A 16,164-nucleotide genomic window follows, 5' to 3' on the forward strand; every position below is an offset into this window, starting at 1 on the left:
AAAAACGTAAGTGCTTTGCGGTAAAACTTTACCGTTCCAACAAAACTTGAAACTTGAAACATGAAACTTGAAGCATGAAACATGAAACATGAAACATGAAACCTGAAACCTGAAACCTGAAACCTGAAACCTGAAACCTGAAACCTGAAACAAACTACTTAATAATCCCAATAGATCTAGAATGCTCAATCGCTTTGCTACTTTCTTTAAAATAACAAACCGAAACATTTATACTTTCCAGATTTTTTAGAATCTTTTGAACTTCCTTTTTAGGAGATTTTCCAGTTTGTCGAATATAAACAGCAACTACAGTAACAGGAAATATTTTGCAGATTCTTTCATAAAGTTTAGGGTCGTGCTGCGAATCGTCGCCCATTAAAACATATTTTAGTGTTGGGTAGAACTCCACAACGTGTTTTATTTTTTCAAATTTATGATCGTGGTTTCCTCTTCCGCTCATGAAAAAATCTGTAATTCCCCGTTTGATATCTTTTAGCAGAAAAACCGCTTTTGGCAATTTGTTAATTCTCGTGAATTTGGCAATAAACCGATACAAATTCCATTCACTGCTCGAAATGTAAAAAAAAGCATTTACTTCTTCTACATTATCTCTTCCTGCTGAGCTTAAAGCTTGATAGTGAGGTACAACATCTTTGAAAACTTTTCGGTCGTTTACGTTTTTAAATAATAAAATATAAAGCTTTCGAAAGAAGTTATTCGTGTGTGAAATCAAGAAAGTATCGTCAATATCTGATATGATTCCTAGTTTTCCTTTATGAGGTCTTATAAAGCTGCCTTTGCAGATTGTGGTTTCGTTGCGATATTTTAAGCTGACTTTGTAAGGCATCCATCCAAAATGAGTTTCCTTTTCAAGCGGAATGCAAAACTTAAAGTATCCATCGTCTAGCGTTTTGGTATGGATTACTTCGTTGTTGTAGTGTAGGTAAACATCAAAATTCTTAATGGTTTTTATTCTGAACAATCGGAGAATCGAAGTGGCATTTTTTAATTTCCTCTTTTCAAAATTGTATTTGTTTTCCCTTTTTAAAACGTGCCCCATTACAATTAGCTCTTGTTCATTTGCATAACCTCGATATAATTGTAGAATTGGTTTCATTAATTATGTATATTTATGTAACTGTAATTTACTCAATTTAATTGGTATTAAAAATAAAATGTTGAAAAAGAATATTCTGTTTGTTGTAAATCCTATTTCTGGAGACTTGGATAAATCGGATCTGATTGCTGCTGTAGAAGAGTTTGCGGCAACGAATCATTTTGATTTGGAAGTGTATGAAACAACTGGAAAAAATGATTTAAGAGCAATACAATCTTTATATGATGAAACTGCTCCAGAACGTATTATTGTTGCTGGAGGCGACGGAACGATAAAAATGGTAGCCGAAGCAATGGAAGAACAAGATGTCATAATCGGAATTTTGCCTGCGGGTTCTGCAAACGGACTTTCAGTAGACCTGAATCTTCCTGCTGGAGTAGAGGAGAATCTTAAAATTGCCTTTTTGCACCATTATATCGAAATGGATATGATTTGCATTAACGGCAAAAAAAGCATTCATCTGAGCGATCTTGGTTTAAATGCAAATCTGGTTAAAAACTATGAGCAAAGTGATGTTCGCGGATTTTGGGGATATGCACTACAGGCCTTTACGACGCTCAAAGAATCTGAAGAGCCCTTTGTAGCAACTATTTCGGCTAATAATAAAACGGTTCAGCATATCGCAAGGATGATTGTCATTGCCAATTCGCAGAAATATGGAACAGGAGTAATTATCAATCCAAATGGCGCTATGAATGACGGAAAGTTTGAATTGGTGATTTTAAAAAGCCTCGACCTGCTTTTAATTGGAAAAATAATTACCGGAAATATGCCAATTGATTCTGATGATATTGTGATTATTTCGACTGATAAAGCTCAAATAAAAACAGATTACCCCGTTAATTTTCAAATTGATGGAGAATATTGCGGAGCGCAAACTTCGTTAGAAATTGATATTCTGCATAAACAAATGAAAATTGCCGTTCCGTAATTTTGATTTATTTAATCGAGTCGCTTCGCTAGAGCTTTTTAGTTTTGGGGCTAATTTGCTATAGATATTTCGTTATTCCAAAGCTAAAAAAAAAGCTCTATTAGGATCGAAATATTTATAGAAAATGTTTGATTCACAAGTCTCAAAAGCTCCAGCGGAGCGACACAATTAATTTATTTAAAAGGATTGCGCTCTTGCCATTCTGTTTTGGGTTCCAAATAATTGAAGAATCTCGAAATGTTGTGATTGATTAAAGTGTTGCTGTGTGTAATTAAGCCGTACATTTTTATGGGTTTTGCTCCAACAGAACTTTTGATTTCAAGAGCTGTCCTGGCAAAGACAATTTCACGAAAGCCTTTTTTGATAGAATAAGCAATCATATCGTAAAGCATATTTAAATACAGCATTTTTTCGCGCTGCACGCTTTCATCATAACCTAAAAAATAGGTGTCCATTACGTCTCCATTTTTAATTAAAGTGTTGAAGCCTATCAGTTTTTCGTCTAAGAAATAACCATAAAGAAGAAAATTTTCTCCTATTATTTCCTTGAAAAAACTAAAATGGTTTCGAGCTAGAAAAAAGGTATTAAAAGGAGCATTTTTGGCCACATGAAAATAGAGGTCATAAAGAATGTCTTCATACTGTCTGATGTCAGAAAGCGACATTTGACGTTTTTCAATTCCTTCTGATTTTTTTCGCGCGCGTTTGTATTGATCGCGATATTTTTTGGACAAAGCGTCAATGTAATCCTGTTCTGTTTTCCAGTTTTCTTTGATATTAAAAATCATATTTGGCTGGGTCGAAAAGGTGTAGTTATTTTTGAATTCAGCCTGAAGTGGTTCAATTTCTTTTGCAGTAAAATCTTTTATGCTCGTAATGTGAACTTTTTTTCCGCTTTCTTTTAGATCTTTTTTTAATTGATTAATGGCCTTGTGAAGCGTTTTTATAGCCTTTGATGCTTTGATGCTTTTGTCAAAAATAAAGGCATTTTGTCCAGTAAGCATATTGTTTCCAACAAACAAAACGTGCGAAGCAAAATTCTTTAAAGCAAAATTGCGCACCGAAGTTTTTAGACATTTGTCGCGCTCTCCAAAAGATTCGAGTTTTTCTGCAAATAAAAACTGCGTGAGTACAATTCCGATTAGTTTTTTTTCTTCAAAGAGACCGATAAAATGGCAAGTCATATTGACTGGAGAAGAATTTTCCAGTACTTCGAGATATTCTCGTGTCAAAAAAATGTTGTTTTCAGCAAGCGAGTTCCATTCTAAAGGCAATAAAGATGCGCTTTTGTAAATCTGGAAAGAATAGGTTGTATTCAAAAGAGTGAGCTAATTTCTTCAAAATTAGATAATATTTAGAATAACTGATCTGCTTTAAGTTATTATTAAGAAAAACCCGTTTGAGATCAGTTTCTCAAACGGGTTTTTAAGTCCTTAATTAAGCAAATCCACAAATGATTCCGCCCATAAGGGTTAAAGTAAGAATCCAGTATCCGCTATGGATAAAGATATATTTCCAAGATTTTCTTTCAAATAAGCCGTTGATTCCGATTAAAGGAAAAGCAAAAAATAAACCTGACATAAAACCGTGAAGCGCGCCATGTTTAAAAGTTCTGTAAGCCATGCCGTAATCGGCCATAAAAGCCGCGAATGAAGGTTTTGCGCTATCCATCAAAGGTGGCCCGCCAACCATTCCGATTGCGCCAGACTGGTGAATGGTTAGCGACATTAAAGTCATCGTAATCATTAAAGAGAAAACATACGTAAGTCCGAAGATTTTAAGCATATTTCCTTTTTTTAACTCTTCTTGAGTAAGATTATTTTCCTTCATCCAGATCGTTCCAAATACTTTTGGGCTGTACCAGATAAAACCAGTTACGAGCGTAACAATTGCAGCAATAAATAAAGAGGCGAAGTTAATTTGCATAATGTGAGGTTTTTAGAATTAGTTGATCAAATGTAATCAAAAAAAATGCAGGTTTTAGAAAATAATCAAAAGTAGTATAAATCTTTCAAATAAAATTTTTTTCAACAGTTTGGCGATATTTAGTGTATTATAGCTATGAATTGTATAATTTTACGCTAATAACAAATCCCAAATCTGTTATGAGAATTTTAATTACTTTTTCTTTATTATTTGCCTTTTCGCTAAACGTTTTGGCAGATACTGTTTCGGATAAAGAAAAAGAGGCGCTTATAAAACTGTATCACGCAACAAATGGTTTGCAATGGAAAAACAAGTGGGACTTAAGTCTGTCTGTTTCTACATGGTACGGTGTTAAAGCTGAAAATGGAAAAGTAGTGGCACTGAATCTGGCAGATAATAATCTGAAAGGAGAATTGCCTGAAGCGCTTTACGATCTTACAAATTTAGAATCGCTAAATCTGGAAAAGAATAAGATTGAAGGAAAATTGTCTTCGTCAATCTTTAATTTGAAAGAGTTAGAATTGCTCAATATTGCTGATAATAAATTATCGGGTGCGATTCCAGCTTCAATTTGCCAATTGGCAAAACTGAAAGATTTAGAGCTTTTTATGAATAATATTTCAGGAGAGCTTCCGTCAGAAATTGGAAAGCTGAATCAGCTGGAAGTTTTGGCTGTTTTTAGTAATCAAATTAACGGAAAACTGCCTGTTTCGATTTATAAAATTTCTGGACTGAAAGTACTGTTGTTAAACAATAATAAGCTCTCAGGAAATTTGACCAATGAAGTCATTAATTGGAACGCACTTCAGAATTTTAGCTTGTTCGACAATGATTTTACAGGAGCTGTCCCTTTGGAAATTGAAAAGCTGACCAATTTGGAAGAATTAAATCTTTCATACAATAAATTTAAAGGCGAAGTTTCAAAAAAGACCGCTTTGTTAGATGCATTAAATATGACCATGATGGATGAAAACGGAAATCCATTTTTATTAGAAATAAACCAAGAAAATAAATTACAATAGTTTACCCAAAATTAATCGATGCTTATGAATGAATTTTACACTCGTTAAACAAGTTGATTAAATATATTTAGTTAATTGCCAAAACCGTAATTCGTTACGGTTTTATGGTTTCTAGAGGTTACGTTCTTTAAAAAATAACATTTAATTTAGAATGGAATTTTTTATGTTTGCTTAAATTTTTATAACTTTAATAAAAGTATCCGGAGAACCAAAAGCCAATAAACCGGCGGTATTACTAATCACTTAATAAAAAGAAATCATGACACTGCAATATCAGGGAGAACAATACGGAAAACAGACCACTTTTACACTTAGAATTATTGGTAATAACTTATCAAAAAGCAGTTCAAACTACCAGATCGATCTTTTGGTGGGAGATAAAAAACTGCCAACTTTTACAAGTGAAATTCACCAAAGTCTTTCTAATTGCTTAAAAGAAATTTATTTGTTTAGAAAACATAACGGAATCAAGTTTGATGAGTCAACAGAGAAGATCATTTCGCTTTATGTTGCTTATGATAGGGTTTTGTTCAATTATAATAAATATGCTTTATTTAGAGCATAAATTTTTCTCAAAAGAGTAAAAAAAAAAAGAAGCTTTTTCGGTTCATGAAAAAGCTTCTTTTTTTTGTGTTTTATCGAATGATTTTTAAGTAAGCGCTATAAACATCATCTTTAAGAGAAGTACGCATATAGAATACGTTCTCGTCTTTTTCTTTTAAATCAAATTGAATTAAGCCGGCATCGCAATAATAATAAAGCAGGTTGTCATCAGCAGGAAATTCAATGTTAGAAACAGGCAGGGTAGTTAGTTTTTCTTCAAAAGCTATTTCGCCGTTTGATAGATCCAATTCAAAAAGTTTCTTGTTGCGGGTGTAGCCCCAAAGATTATCAACTTCTTTAACGATATACTCGACATTATCGCCTTTAAAATCTGTTTTCCAAAGCTGAGTTCCTGTTTTAGAATCAACAGCGTAAATAGAAGAGACTTCTGTGCCTTGTGCGGCAAAATAGAGTTTTTTGTCATGGCACACTATGCGTTCCTTCACATTGTTTTGGTTTTCGTCTATTTTAAACTGCCATAAAACATCTAAGCTGTTTGGTTTTAAAGCGTATAGCCAGTTTTTATCGCCAGCAATAAAAATATTTTCGCCATCTGTAACTGGCTTTCCATTCATTGTTTCGTCAAAGCTTTTTTGGTAAAGCAATTTTCCTGTATTAGCTTCAAAACAATAAACATTTGTCCCGCTTTGGGTGAAAATCTTATTATCGAAAAACAATGGCTCAATATCGTTGTTTGGAGTGTCTAATTTGTAATTCCAAGCCAAGCTTCCATCTTTTAAATCCAAAGCATACAAATTGCTGCTCTGATTTTGATTTTGCGCAGTTATAAAAAGCTTTCCGTTGGCTATAATCGGAGTCTGATCTTTTAGAACAATTTGGTCTGTAATGTTTCCTAGTCTAGATTTCCAAAAAATAGTCCCTGTTCCATTATCGACAGCATAAATTTCACCATTGATAAACGGGATATAAACAACTCCATCATGAATGGTTATTTTGTTCGCGCACATCTCTGTGTGAGCGTCAGAAGCTTTTATCGTCCAGACAATGCTTTCGACTTCTAGGTCCCATGAAAAAAGAGAACCGTCGTAATCGTAAATTAAAATAGAGGAATCGTCTAAAGAAATCTTTTTAAGCGGTTTTAAAGACTTGTTGGTTACGGCTTCTTCAGCGGGTAATTTGCTGTTGGAAGAATTAGTTTTGCTGGCGGGCGCTTGTCCAGACATATTTGCAAAGGCGAATACAAATAAAAGGGCTATTAATTTGTGTTTCATTTTAAGATTTGGGTTGATTTTTTTTGATTGTCTTTTCTAAAACATTTGACAAGGTAAATATAAACAAAAAAAGCTCCAGATTTCTCTGAAGCTTTTGTCTTAGTAAGTAGTCCGTGGGGGAATCGAACCCCCCTTACCAGGATGAAAACCTGGCGTCCTAACCGATAGACGAACGGACCTGCTTTGCTATTGCGGGTGCAAAAGTGCGATTATTTTTGAGATATCCAAAGCATTTTGCAAAAAACTTTTTGATTTTTTTGATGGAAAAATATTTTGGAACATCAATATTTGTTGTTTTTCGAAGTTAATTCGGTTGTATTTGTTTGATTAATAAATGGTTGTTTTATGTTTGCGAGGAGGAGTTATTGTTGTTTTTAAGAGAAAAATAATTTTTAGAAATATGAACAAATTTTATTTTTGAAAGAATATTTTTGCAAGTGATAAAAAGTTATTGCAAGTTAAAAAAGGGTTAGGAAAATATTTTTTTGAAAAGTAGACCTGAATTTATGGTAAAGCGTACTGTTTTTAATAAGTAAAGAAGATTTAGTGTAAGACGTTTTTCTTATGAAAATTAAATCTATGTTAAAAGAGCGATTTTATTACAATATTAAGTTGAAATTTGTGAAATGTCTAATTAACAACAAGATGATATGGAAGGACAAATCATAGAATTGGAAAAAAAATACTGGCAGGGAGTTGAAAACAATGATTATGAAACTGTAAAAAATCTGACGCTGTTTCCTTGCATAGTTGCTGGAAAAAACGGTGTTCAGAGCATCAGTGAGGCAGAGTTCAAAAATATGTTCGATTCTGGACAGACCAATAAAATAAAAGTACTGGACATCTATGCTGTAAAAGAAAAGCTTATTGCCGAAAATACTGCCGTAGTGGGGTATCATCTCGATTTTGAGATCGTAGATGACGTTCAAAAAGCACCTATAAAGTGTGTCTGTACTTCAACTTGGATTAGAGAAAATAATAAGTGGGCGTGCGTGATGCATACCGAAACAGAATTAGAAAAAAAATAATGATCTGATATTTTTTCCTTGATAGCGCGATCACTCTTCTAGTGAGCGCAACGAATGTGAAAATTTCAGAAAAAGTATAGAAAAACAGAAAAGCTTCGGAGAAATCTGAGGCTTTTGTCGTTGTAGCCCTAATGGGACAATTCTCGAATCGTTTTTATGGTGATTTAAAAAGTATAAATAGCAAGTAAACCTTAAAAAATATCATTTATATAAGGAAATTTGTTTTTTGATAATTTAATGTTTTGTAATATCTGTATAGATGATCATAAATAATGAGCTCGTACATTCTTTGTTTAGAAGTATATTGTCTATTAATCATCATATGAACATGGCTTGCTAAAAAGTCATAAAGATCTATTTGGATTACATTTTTTATTTCCAATATTTTTTTTGCGATTTGATTTTGTTTTTCTTCAATGATTTCGAAAAAATCAGGAAAATTTTTTTTTGTTTCTCCTCTTAAAAAGCATCCAAGTTCGTCATCTAGTTCTCTGTATTTTTTATCAAGTTCTTTTTTTAATATTTTATCTGCAGCAAATTCTTCTTTAAAAGATTGCTGTAACCTATCCATTAAATTGTACTTATCTAAAAGCGATAAAGAAAAAGAATTTAAAAAAGAATCAATGGAACAAAAACTGAACAACAGTTCCATTTCTTTTTTGGCAAATGTTTTTTTTAGCGAAAGATATTGAATAGCTAACTCGCTATCCTTCCAAAACAAAAATTCAGAATCTTCAATAGTGGTTTCACCGTATCTTTCCAGTTCTCTTTTATAAGTATCAGTTTGAATTTGCCATGCCAAATTTTCTTGAAGTAAAACATTTGTCGGATGATAAAGCATTTGAATTACTTTTGCTAAATCCTTTCTGTTTTCGACTAGAAATCGAATTCTAAAATGTGTGTCAGTATCCTTATATCGAATGAAGAACCATTTTTGGATGATTTTTTTCTTTTTTAATTGTAAAATAACAGGATATAGTTTTTCAAGCAAAACCAAATCAGTTGTTTGAACTCCTGTATAAATTTTATAATACAACCATTCACTTCCTAAACAAAAATTTCTTTGCATCTATGATTGTTGTTTGAAAAAGGATACTATAAATTGATTGCTAAAGCCTTCTCCAGCACTGTTTTTTACAATAGATTCGCCAGCAAATAGAAATTCTTCTAAAACAATTTTGTCTCTATTTCTAACTGACTGTAAAAACAATTGAATTCCAATTTCTGTTTGAAAATCTAATAACAAAGTATTATCAGAATTAACCCAATTAACGAGACATGGAATATCTTTACTGGTTCTCCAATTTGAAAATACTTCTAACAAATCTTTGCCACTTAATTTTAAAAAGGAAGCTATTTCTTCTTTCGTAATAGTCCATTTTGCTTTTGACAGTATAATTTCGTTGTATTCAACTCTCGGAAAGTAATTATAATGTGATTCTAAAATTCCCCAATTAAAGTTATATATTGGCTTTGTATTTTGTGACTGTAAATCGCATAAAAAATGATATACAGGTAAAGAATTATTATAAAAGTTGTGAGCGTTTGAGAGACAAGGAATAACTTCTTTATCATGTTTTTTAGAACGTAGTATAATTTTATCGTTTCTAATAGACACAAATAAATCATTTAAATCTATAATGTTTTTCTTTTCAACACCTGAATTTGCTAAATAGGCAATCTCATAATTTCTTAAAACAGGTCTTCGCAAAATATTTCCAGTTCTGGATTGCGGAATATGAACAATTTCAGCTAAGATTTTATCATGGTAATAGTTTAGTTCTTTTTGAATAATCTCTTGGGTTAGCTTATGAATCTCAGAATTCCCATTGCAAAATCGCCCCAAAAATTTCGCGGCGCTTATATTCCCTGAAGATTCAATGGCTAATTTTTTATTATTATAAATTTCGATCAGTGCTGAAAATGTGACGGGAGCATAATCAAAATTAGCATCAAAATCAGGGAAATCGCTTTCTGATAATTCTATTTTTATTTGATTTTTTGAAAGACATTCTTGAAGTTTTTTCTCTAAAATAAAATCATAGGAGGTCCAAACTTGATTTTCGTTTTTATCTTTTTTTTGTTTAAAAGAGAAAGCCTCCAGTATTTCGTGCGAATCATTCATGCCATGATTTATTGGATAACCTAATCCAGATTCTGTATCCAAAATCGTCATAAGTGGCATTTCTTGAGATTCATATCTTTTAGAGAATTCTTTAATAAATTGCTTAAAATGATTTGATTCTTTTTTAGGCTGTATGCCATTTAAAAAACGAAGTCCTTTGGTTACTTTTTTTGTAATACCTGAATTTAAACTATTTGATAGAGTGGCTGTAGTTAAATCGGTTTGAAAGAGATATTTTTCATCATATCCGAATCCTTCTTCCAAGATATTTTTTTTGATTTTTTTGTATTGGTTTTCAGATGGAATTAAAGAAGTATCTAAATTTAAAACTTGTTTATTTATGTTTTTTAAAAATTGATATTCTTTTTTTAGATCTCGAATGTTTTTTAAAATTGATAAAACTCTTTCTAATTCATTATTACTGGTTACAGTGGCTTCTATTTCGCTTACTAAAAATTGGAAGTTTATAAGGTGCATAATAAACTCATACGCTTCTTCTTTTTCAGAATCATTGTTTGCTAAAATAGAAGCCATTTCATTTAAAGTTAAGCCTGATTTCGCTTTTAATACTATTTCTTTTAATGCATCAGATTTCCGTAAAGATATAATACTATGTTCACGTTTAGTTTTTATGTATTTGTATTCAATATACCTGTAAAAATCACCAAATTCATAAATAGAAGAATTAGGGTAATATTTTAAGTTAAAAATTGTTGTTTCTCGTTTGGCAATATTTTGCAATAATGCTACCCAGAATTGCATATCAAATTGAGTAAGCCGTTTGTGTTTTTCAGGCAAATCTAATATTACATTAGTTTCAGTATCAATTTTTCCAACAGAACATCCAGCAAACAGTCCAAAAGGCGTGCATCTTGAAGACATTCTTGCAATGTATTTGAGTAAAGTAAATTCTAAAGCTGATTTTTTTTCATTAAAAGAATCAGCTTTAAAAGTTTCCCATTTGTTTAACTCATTTACTAGTTCGGGCGATGCTAGACTTAAAGCTTCTTTGACCAATGCATTTTTGTAAACAGCAGTTGCCTTTTCACAATTGTAATTTTTGAGAAGATCCAAATAAAATGAAATAGGAAACAGAGGTGTTCTCAGTACAAATTGTGAAAAGGATGAAATTTTAAACTGTGATTTCATTTCTTTTTCTTGCTAACCTTTTCTGCAAGTTGCATCGCATTGTAAACATTTAGAACTTTTCCTGATTTAGATAATTCAGAAAACGGAACTTTTTTGTCTTCAGTTCCTGGCAATATTACATCTATTGAATAAGCAGTCCCTGAATCCATAATGATTTGTTTGACTTCTTTTGCGGTAAGATTCGGGTAATAAGACCAAATTATAGCAGCAGTTCCTGATACCATAGGGGCTGAAAATGAAGTTCCAGAATCTATTTTGTATATATTGCCAGCACCAGTAGTATAAATGTCTTCTCCTGGTGCAAATAAGTCTACATTTTCCTTACCGTAATTAGAGTAATCAGAGACTAATTTTTCTCCTAAATTTTTAGTAGTTGAACCGACATTAATAAAATTATTGCAGATCCCTCTAATGCCTTCATAGTTTTGGTCATTAGGGTAGTGAATTACTTTGTCTAAATCTTCACTATCGTTCCCTGCACTGTGAACCAAAAGGACATTATGTTCTTCGGCATATTTAAAAGCATCAGATACCCAATCTTTATGCATTGAAAATTCTTTTCCAAAAGACATATTAATTATTTTGGCTCCATTATCAACGGCATAACGAACTGCCATTGCAATATCTTTATCATGTTCGTCTCCAGAAGGAGAAATATTTAGAGGCATAATTTTTACATCAGTGATTCCTTTTATGCCAATATTATTTTTTCTATTAGCGGCAATAATTCCCGAAACCATAGTATTATGATCTTGAATGGTTCTGACACCTTCAATGGTATTGCTAATCTTATTATTACCATAACCTTTTTCTAAAATATTTGGGTTGTCACCAATAGAAAGGCGTTCGTTATAGCTTAAATTTAAATTTTTATTGACAATTGAATCTAACTGGGTTTGTTGATCTCGTAACTTTTCTAAAGTACTTTGGTGCATATCTATATTAGCTATCATGGAGCCAATTAATGCTCCAAGATCTTTATCGTCATCATCCCGTCTTTGCCAAAACTCCTTATCATTGTTTTTATATTTTTTATATAAACTGTCTAATTGTTCGTATGTATAGTTTTCTTTCGGGAAGAAATATTTTAATGTATCTTTAGCTAAAGGATAAAGTTTGGCTTTATAATTTAAGGATTTAAACCATCTTCGATAGTATTTATTCTTTTCCTCAAAAGCCTTAAGCGCTCTTTGATATTCCTTAAATTTCCACAAATCTTTAGAGGCAATTTGAGTTTCAGTTTTGTCTCTAAACAATTTACCCCATTCTTGTACTATTCGAACATATTCATATCTGTTCCAAACGACATAACTTCCGCTTTTAGTTCCAGTAAAACTCCAGCCATTAATATCATCTATGTAACCATTTTGGTCATCATCGATTCCATTGTTTGGTATCTCTTTTAAATTGGACCATATTATGCCTTGTAAATCTTCATGTTTGAGATCAATTTGAGTGTCAATGACTGCAATAATTACATTTTTATCTTTTATCTTTTTTTTATTTAAACGATACCATTTTTCTAATGAGATTCCTGGAATAGTGTCTTCAAGAAAATCTTTTTGATACCAGTCTTGTGATTGTAAAGTAGTAAATTCTTTTTTTGAGATACTAATTGATTTAAAAGTACTCGACTCCTTAACAGTTGAGCAACTTAAAAAAAAGAATAGAAGAAAAACAATTATGAAAAATGGCCTCATGTCCTGCAGAATATTTGATATTTTTTATAACTTAGGAATAAATGCGTAAAAAGAATATTTTCCTAGCTAAATTTTATTTATTACAATTGATTGAAGATCCATCTGTCCTATTTTGATTTTTATGGTTGGTATCTATAGGATCATCGCCTCCGCCAACAATTAAATGTAAGTTTTTTAGTTTAGCGATTTCGAATTTTTCAAGACCAAATTTTTTTACTTGCTTTTTTTCTTTTTTAGATTTCATTATTATAAAATTTTAAATTGCTGTTATTACTGCAAATATAGGAGCTCCAATTTGCATAGTGGAAAAATAAGTTAGCATACTTGTCGAAATTCCTGAATTTCGAGCTTAGCATTGGGTTAATTTATTAATAATTAGTGTTTTGTTTTTATGTTGCTAAATCCAATTCTTTAATGAAATAAGTCGGTTTAATACCTGTTTTTTTATAAAAAGCAGTCGAAAAAGATTCTGCATTGTTAAAACCAAACTCTAAGGCAAGTGCTTGAACAGTATATTTTCTTAGCTTGTTATTTTCTTGCAATTGATTAATGGCAAACTCAATTCTCAGATCATTCAAATACTGAGTAAATGTTTTTTCTTTGTATACATTAACAATTTTTGATACATATTTACTATTGGTTTCAAATGTGCCAGATAATGTTTGTACTGTTATATTAGGTGTTAGATATTCTTTTTGTTTTTCAAATTGGTTTAGTTTTTTCAAAATTTGATTTACCACTTCTTCAGCTATGCCGATCCCTTCAAGTTTATTCTGATCAATTTTGTGTTCATTTTCATTTATAAGTTTTTTATTTTCGGTAGTATTTGTTTCTCCGATTAATTTTTCAAATCTTAATCTGTATTGCTTTTTTGTACGATATTGATGAAACGCAAAGCCGCCTATAGCAAGAGTTGACAAAAATAAAAATCCAAGCCCCCAGCGATTTTTTATTTTATCACTATTTAGTGAATTAATTAGATTTTCTTTTTCAGAAATTAAACGTGGTATATCATATTCTTTATAGACTAACTTATTTAATTCCCGATAATTTTTCTGTAAAATACTATCTATAGTCATATAAATAGTGATATATTTTAATTGTTTTTCTTTTTCTCCTAAGTTTTTATAATAATTAATCAAATAAGGGTAGCCATCTACAAACTCTTTACTAATTTCTTTTGTGGCATTGTAAATAGAATCTACTTTAATAAAATTTTCAGCAGCTTTTTCTTTTTTACCCAGTCCATCATAAGCTTTACCTAAATAATAATAAGCTGCAAGTTCATTACCCGTATCTTTATGAGCAATAATTTTTGGTAATGATTTGTTAATACTATCTAGCGCCGCATTATAGTTCTTTTTTAATACTTGGTTTGCTCCCTCATTTAGTATAAAAAGATATTTAAAAAAATCATTTTTAGTTATAGTAGCCTCTTTATATCCTAATTTATTATAAAAAGAAGTAGAGTCTTTATTATGCAAAGATTTAAAACAATCTGCAATGCCAAAGATGACACTTTGATAATCGCCAGCACATTTTCCTGTTCTAAAATCTTTGGTTCTGTAATAGTTATAGCATTCTTTATAGATTTCTAAAGCTTCTTTATATTCCTCTAAGTCTTCAGATTTAGTAATTCCTATATATTCTCTTACTACGTAATAGTAGTCCAAATTAGTCTGGAGTGACACTTTTTCAGCTTTGTTATAATTAAGCATTGCTTCCTTAAACTTAAATTGAGATTTTAGAAAATCAGCTTTTTCGCAATAAGCGGCAGCTGGAAAAAATTTATCATTACTTCCTTCAGAATATTTAATAACACTATCAAGATATTGAATTGCTTTGACTTTGTCAGATCTATAATAAAATAGAGCAATTTGATAATTGGCTTTAGCCTTTCTAATATTACTATTTTCTTGTATTGCCTTAGCCATATAGGCATTTGTATATAGTATCTGTTTTTTAGGGTTGCCTACATTGTCAAAATATAAGTCATGTAATTCATCATACGACAATTTTGTAAGGTCTCTTTTTGCAGCTTGAGCAGTCAACAAGTAAGAAACTAGTAGTAAAAATAAGGCTCTTAGAAATTTATGCGAAAACATGTATTTAGAATTTCTTACAAAAATATATGATCTTTATAGAATTATCTTAATAAAGTGTATGTTTTTTGTTGCTTTATTAAGTTATTGATATTCATTTATTTGTGTTTTGTTTTTTGTAAAATTCATGAATTGCCTATCGACATTCCTGAATTTCGATAGGCAACATTTGTGAGCATAATGAGGTTTGTCTAGTTTTGGTTTCAGAAAAGTGAGGCATTTTTTACAGTAGGACGTCGCTGCAAGAAACAAATTTCTTTTCTGTCATGTAATTGGCCATTACAAGAATAAATTAATTCAAATGTTTAATCATTTTAAAAAATCAATTATGAATTTAGAAAATTTAAATTTAGTTGAGCTTAGCAGAGAGCAAAGCGCTTCTATTGATGGTGGGGGATGGGCAGAATGGTTCGCTACCCAAATTGTAGATCATTGGGATGAAATAAAAAAAGGAGTTAGTGACGGCTTTAAAGCAGGTAGTAGATAATTAAAAAATAATTAAAAATGAAAAATTTAAACGAATTGAATGTGAATGAATTAAATTCAGAAGAATTATTGACAATTGATGGTGGAATTTGGGAAGATTTAGCCTATGCCGTTGGTTATGCTGCTGGGGCGATGTATAAAGCGTACAGAAATATTCAGCCGGAAGTATATCAAAGATGGTAAATTTTATAATCCAATAAGTTATAAGATAAAGAGGCATTAATGCCTCTTTATTGAAATTAGTATATATGATCACAAAAGTAAAAAATATTGTATTTGGTTTTAGACAGTGGGAGCTGATAGTGCTTATCGTTGTTCTAAATTTTTTTAATAATTATATGTTCTCGGTTGTTTCAGATTTTTTTGATATTCCTTTGAGCAAGGGGTTTAATGACCACTACACTTTTAAGGAAAAAATAGTTTTGTTTGTTATCGTTGCTCCTTTAATTGAAACCTTGCTATTTCAATATCTTGTTATCGAAATTTGTAAAACCATAAAGATGAGATTAAGATACTGCTGTTTTATTTCAGCCCTTGTTTTTGCATCATTTCATCTCTACAATGTTTTTTATTTTTTGTACACCTTTGCTGGTGGTTTATTATTTGCGTTTTTATATCTAAGAGGTAAAAATCAAAAGAATGCAATATTATTGCCGTTAGTAGCCCACACTTTGTATAACGGAATTGTTTTTATTATTAAGTATTATTTTCCTTAAAGTAATTTATCACAAGAATTTTTTAGC

Annotated in this window: 16 protein-coding genes and 1 tRNA gene; 7 read left to right on the plus strand and 10 right to left on the minus strand. The window is 31.1% G+C overall.

Annotated features, from left to right (window positions below):
* Positions 1 to 154: 154 nt before the first annotated feature.
* A complete protein-coding gene (locus tag N4T20_RS09095; protein ID WP_260672712.1) occupies positions 155 to 1,117 on the minus strand; it encodes an App1 family protein in 963 nt (320 codons plus the stop codon).
* A 61-nt stretch (positions 1,118 to 1,178) separates the two neighbouring features.
* On the opposite strand from N4T20_RS09095, the gene N4T20_RS09100 reads away from it, so the two are divergent.
* Positions 1,179 to 2,048 carry a diacylglycerol kinase family protein gene (locus tag N4T20_RS09100; RefSeq protein WP_260673104.1) on the plus strand — a complete coding sequence of 290 codons (870 nt, stop codon included), beginning with the start codon at positions 1,179 to 1,181 and terminating at the stop codon, positions 2,046 to 2,048.
* 173 nt (positions 2,049 to 2,221) lie between these two features.
* Here the strand turns inward: N4T20_RS09100 and N4T20_RS09105 are convergent, their stop codons facing one another.
* Positions 2,222 to 3,367 carry a GNAT family N-acetyltransferase gene (locus tag N4T20_RS09105; RefSeq protein ID WP_260672713.1) on the minus strand — a complete coding sequence of 382 codons (1,146 nt, stop codon included), beginning with the start codon at positions 3,365 to 3,367 and terminating at the stop codon, positions 2,222 to 2,224.
* Between the two features lie 118 nt (positions 3,368 to 3,485).
* A complete protein-coding gene (locus N4T20_RS09110) occupies positions 3,486 to 3,974 on the minus strand; it encodes a DUF1761 domain-containing protein (protein ID WP_260672714.1) in 489 nt (162 codons plus the stop codon).
* Between the two features lie 179 nt (positions 3,975 to 4,153).
* Here N4T20_RS09110 and N4T20_RS09115 point away from each other — a divergent pair, with 179 nt between their 5' ends.
* Positions 4,154 to 4,996 (plus strand): Two component regulator three Y domain protein, encoded by an 843-nt coding sequence (locus N4T20_RS09115; protein WP_260672715.1) that lies wholly within the window; start codon positions 4,154 to 4,156, stop codon positions 4,994 to 4,996.
* Between the two features lie 259 nt (positions 4,997 to 5,255).
* The gene (locus N4T20_RS09120) at positions 5,256 to 5,561 is read left to right on the plus strand and encodes a hypothetical protein (RefSeq protein ID WP_260672716.1); all 306 of its coding nucleotides are present in this window, start codon (positions 5,256 to 5,258) and stop codon (positions 5,559 to 5,561) included.
* Positions 5,562 to 5,631: 70 nt separating this feature from the next.
* Here the strand turns inward: N4T20_RS09120 and N4T20_RS09125 are convergent, their stop codons facing one another.
* On the minus strand, positions 5,632 to 6,831 hold the full coding sequence (locus N4T20_RS09125) for a PQQ-binding-like beta-propeller repeat protein (protein WP_260672717.1): 1,200 nt from the start codon (positions 6,829 to 6,831) through the stop codon (positions 5,632 to 5,634).
* Between the two features lie 107 nt (positions 6,832 to 6,938).
* A tRNA-Glu gene (locus N4T20_RS09130) sits at positions 6,939 to 7,010 on the minus strand.
* Between the two features lie 471 nt (positions 7,011 to 7,481).
* Here N4T20_RS09130 and N4T20_RS09135 point away from each other — a divergent pair.
* Entirely contained in the window at positions 7,482 to 7,859 is a 378-nt protein-coding gene (locus tag N4T20_RS09135) for a nuclear transport factor 2 family protein (RefSeq protein ID WP_260672718.1), read from the plus strand.
* Positions 7,860 to 8,064: 205 nt separating this feature from the next.
* On the opposite strand, the gene N4T20_RS09140 is transcribed toward N4T20_RS09135, so the two are convergent.
* The 5 genes from N4T20_RS09140 to N4T20_RS09160 all read right to left on the minus strand — a co-directional run bounded on the left by N4T20_RS09140 (position 8,065) and on the right by N4T20_RS09160 (position 14,938).
* The gene (locus tag N4T20_RS09140; RefSeq protein WP_260672719.1) at positions 8,065 to 8,928 is read right to left on the minus strand and encodes a thiopeptide-type bacteriocin biosynthesis protein; all 864 of its coding nucleotides are present in this window, start codon (positions 8,926 to 8,928) and stop codon (positions 8,065 to 8,067) included.
* Positions 8,929 to 11,133 (minus strand): lantibiotic dehydratase family protein, encoded by a 2,205-nt coding sequence (locus N4T20_RS09145; protein ID WP_260672720.1) that lies wholly within the window; start codon positions 11,131 to 11,133, stop codon positions 8,929 to 8,931.
* Positions 11,130 to 12,833: a S8 family peptidase gene (locus N4T20_RS09150; RefSeq protein ID WP_260672721.1), complete on the minus strand. Its 1,704-nt coding sequence runs from the start codon at positions 12,831 to 12,833 to the stop codon at positions 11,130 to 11,132. The genes N4T20_RS09145 and N4T20_RS09150 overlap by 4 nt, the downstream gene beginning before the upstream one ends.
* Positions 12,834 to 12,906: 73 nt before the next feature.
* Entirely contained in the window at positions 12,907 to 13,077 is a 171-nt protein-coding gene (locus N4T20_RS09155) for a hypothetical protein (protein ID WP_260672722.1), read from the minus strand.
* A 145-nt stretch (positions 13,078 to 13,222) separates the two neighbouring features.
* Positions 13,223 to 14,938 carry a helix-turn-helix domain-containing protein gene (locus tag N4T20_RS09160; RefSeq protein WP_260672723.1) on the minus strand — a complete coding sequence of 572 codons (1,716 nt, stop codon included), beginning with the start codon at positions 14,936 to 14,938 and terminating at the stop codon, positions 13,223 to 13,225.
* Between the two features lie 325 nt (positions 14,939 to 15,263).
* Here N4T20_RS09160 and N4T20_RS09165 point away from each other — a divergent pair, with 325 nt between their 5' ends.
* The 3 genes from N4T20_RS09165 (at position 15,264) to N4T20_RS09175 (ending at position 16,137) form a co-directional block, all read left to right on the plus strand.
* The gene (locus N4T20_RS09165; RefSeq protein WP_260672724.1) at positions 15,264 to 15,422 is read left to right on the plus strand and encodes a hypothetical protein; all 159 of its coding nucleotides are present in this window, start codon (positions 15,264 to 15,266) and stop codon (positions 15,420 to 15,422) included.
* Between the two features lie 17 nt (positions 15,423 to 15,439).
* Positions 15,440 to 15,604, plus strand: a complete 165-nt coding sequence (locus N4T20_RS09170) for a hypothetical protein (RefSeq protein ID WP_260672725.1) — start codon at positions 15,440 to 15,442, stop codon at positions 15,602 to 15,604.
* A gap of 65 nt (positions 15,605 to 15,669) precedes the next feature.
* Positions 15,670 to 16,137 (plus strand): CPBP family intramembrane glutamic endopeptidase, encoded by a 468-nt coding sequence (locus tag N4T20_RS09175; protein WP_260672726.1) that lies wholly within the window; start codon positions 15,670 to 15,672, stop codon positions 16,135 to 16,137.
* Positions 16,138 to 16,164 lie beyond the last annotated feature (27 nt).

The organism is Flavobacterium sp. TR2 (assembly GCF_025252405.1).
GTDB lineage: Bacteria > Bacteroidota > Bacteroidia > Flavobacteriales > Flavobacteriaceae > Flavobacterium.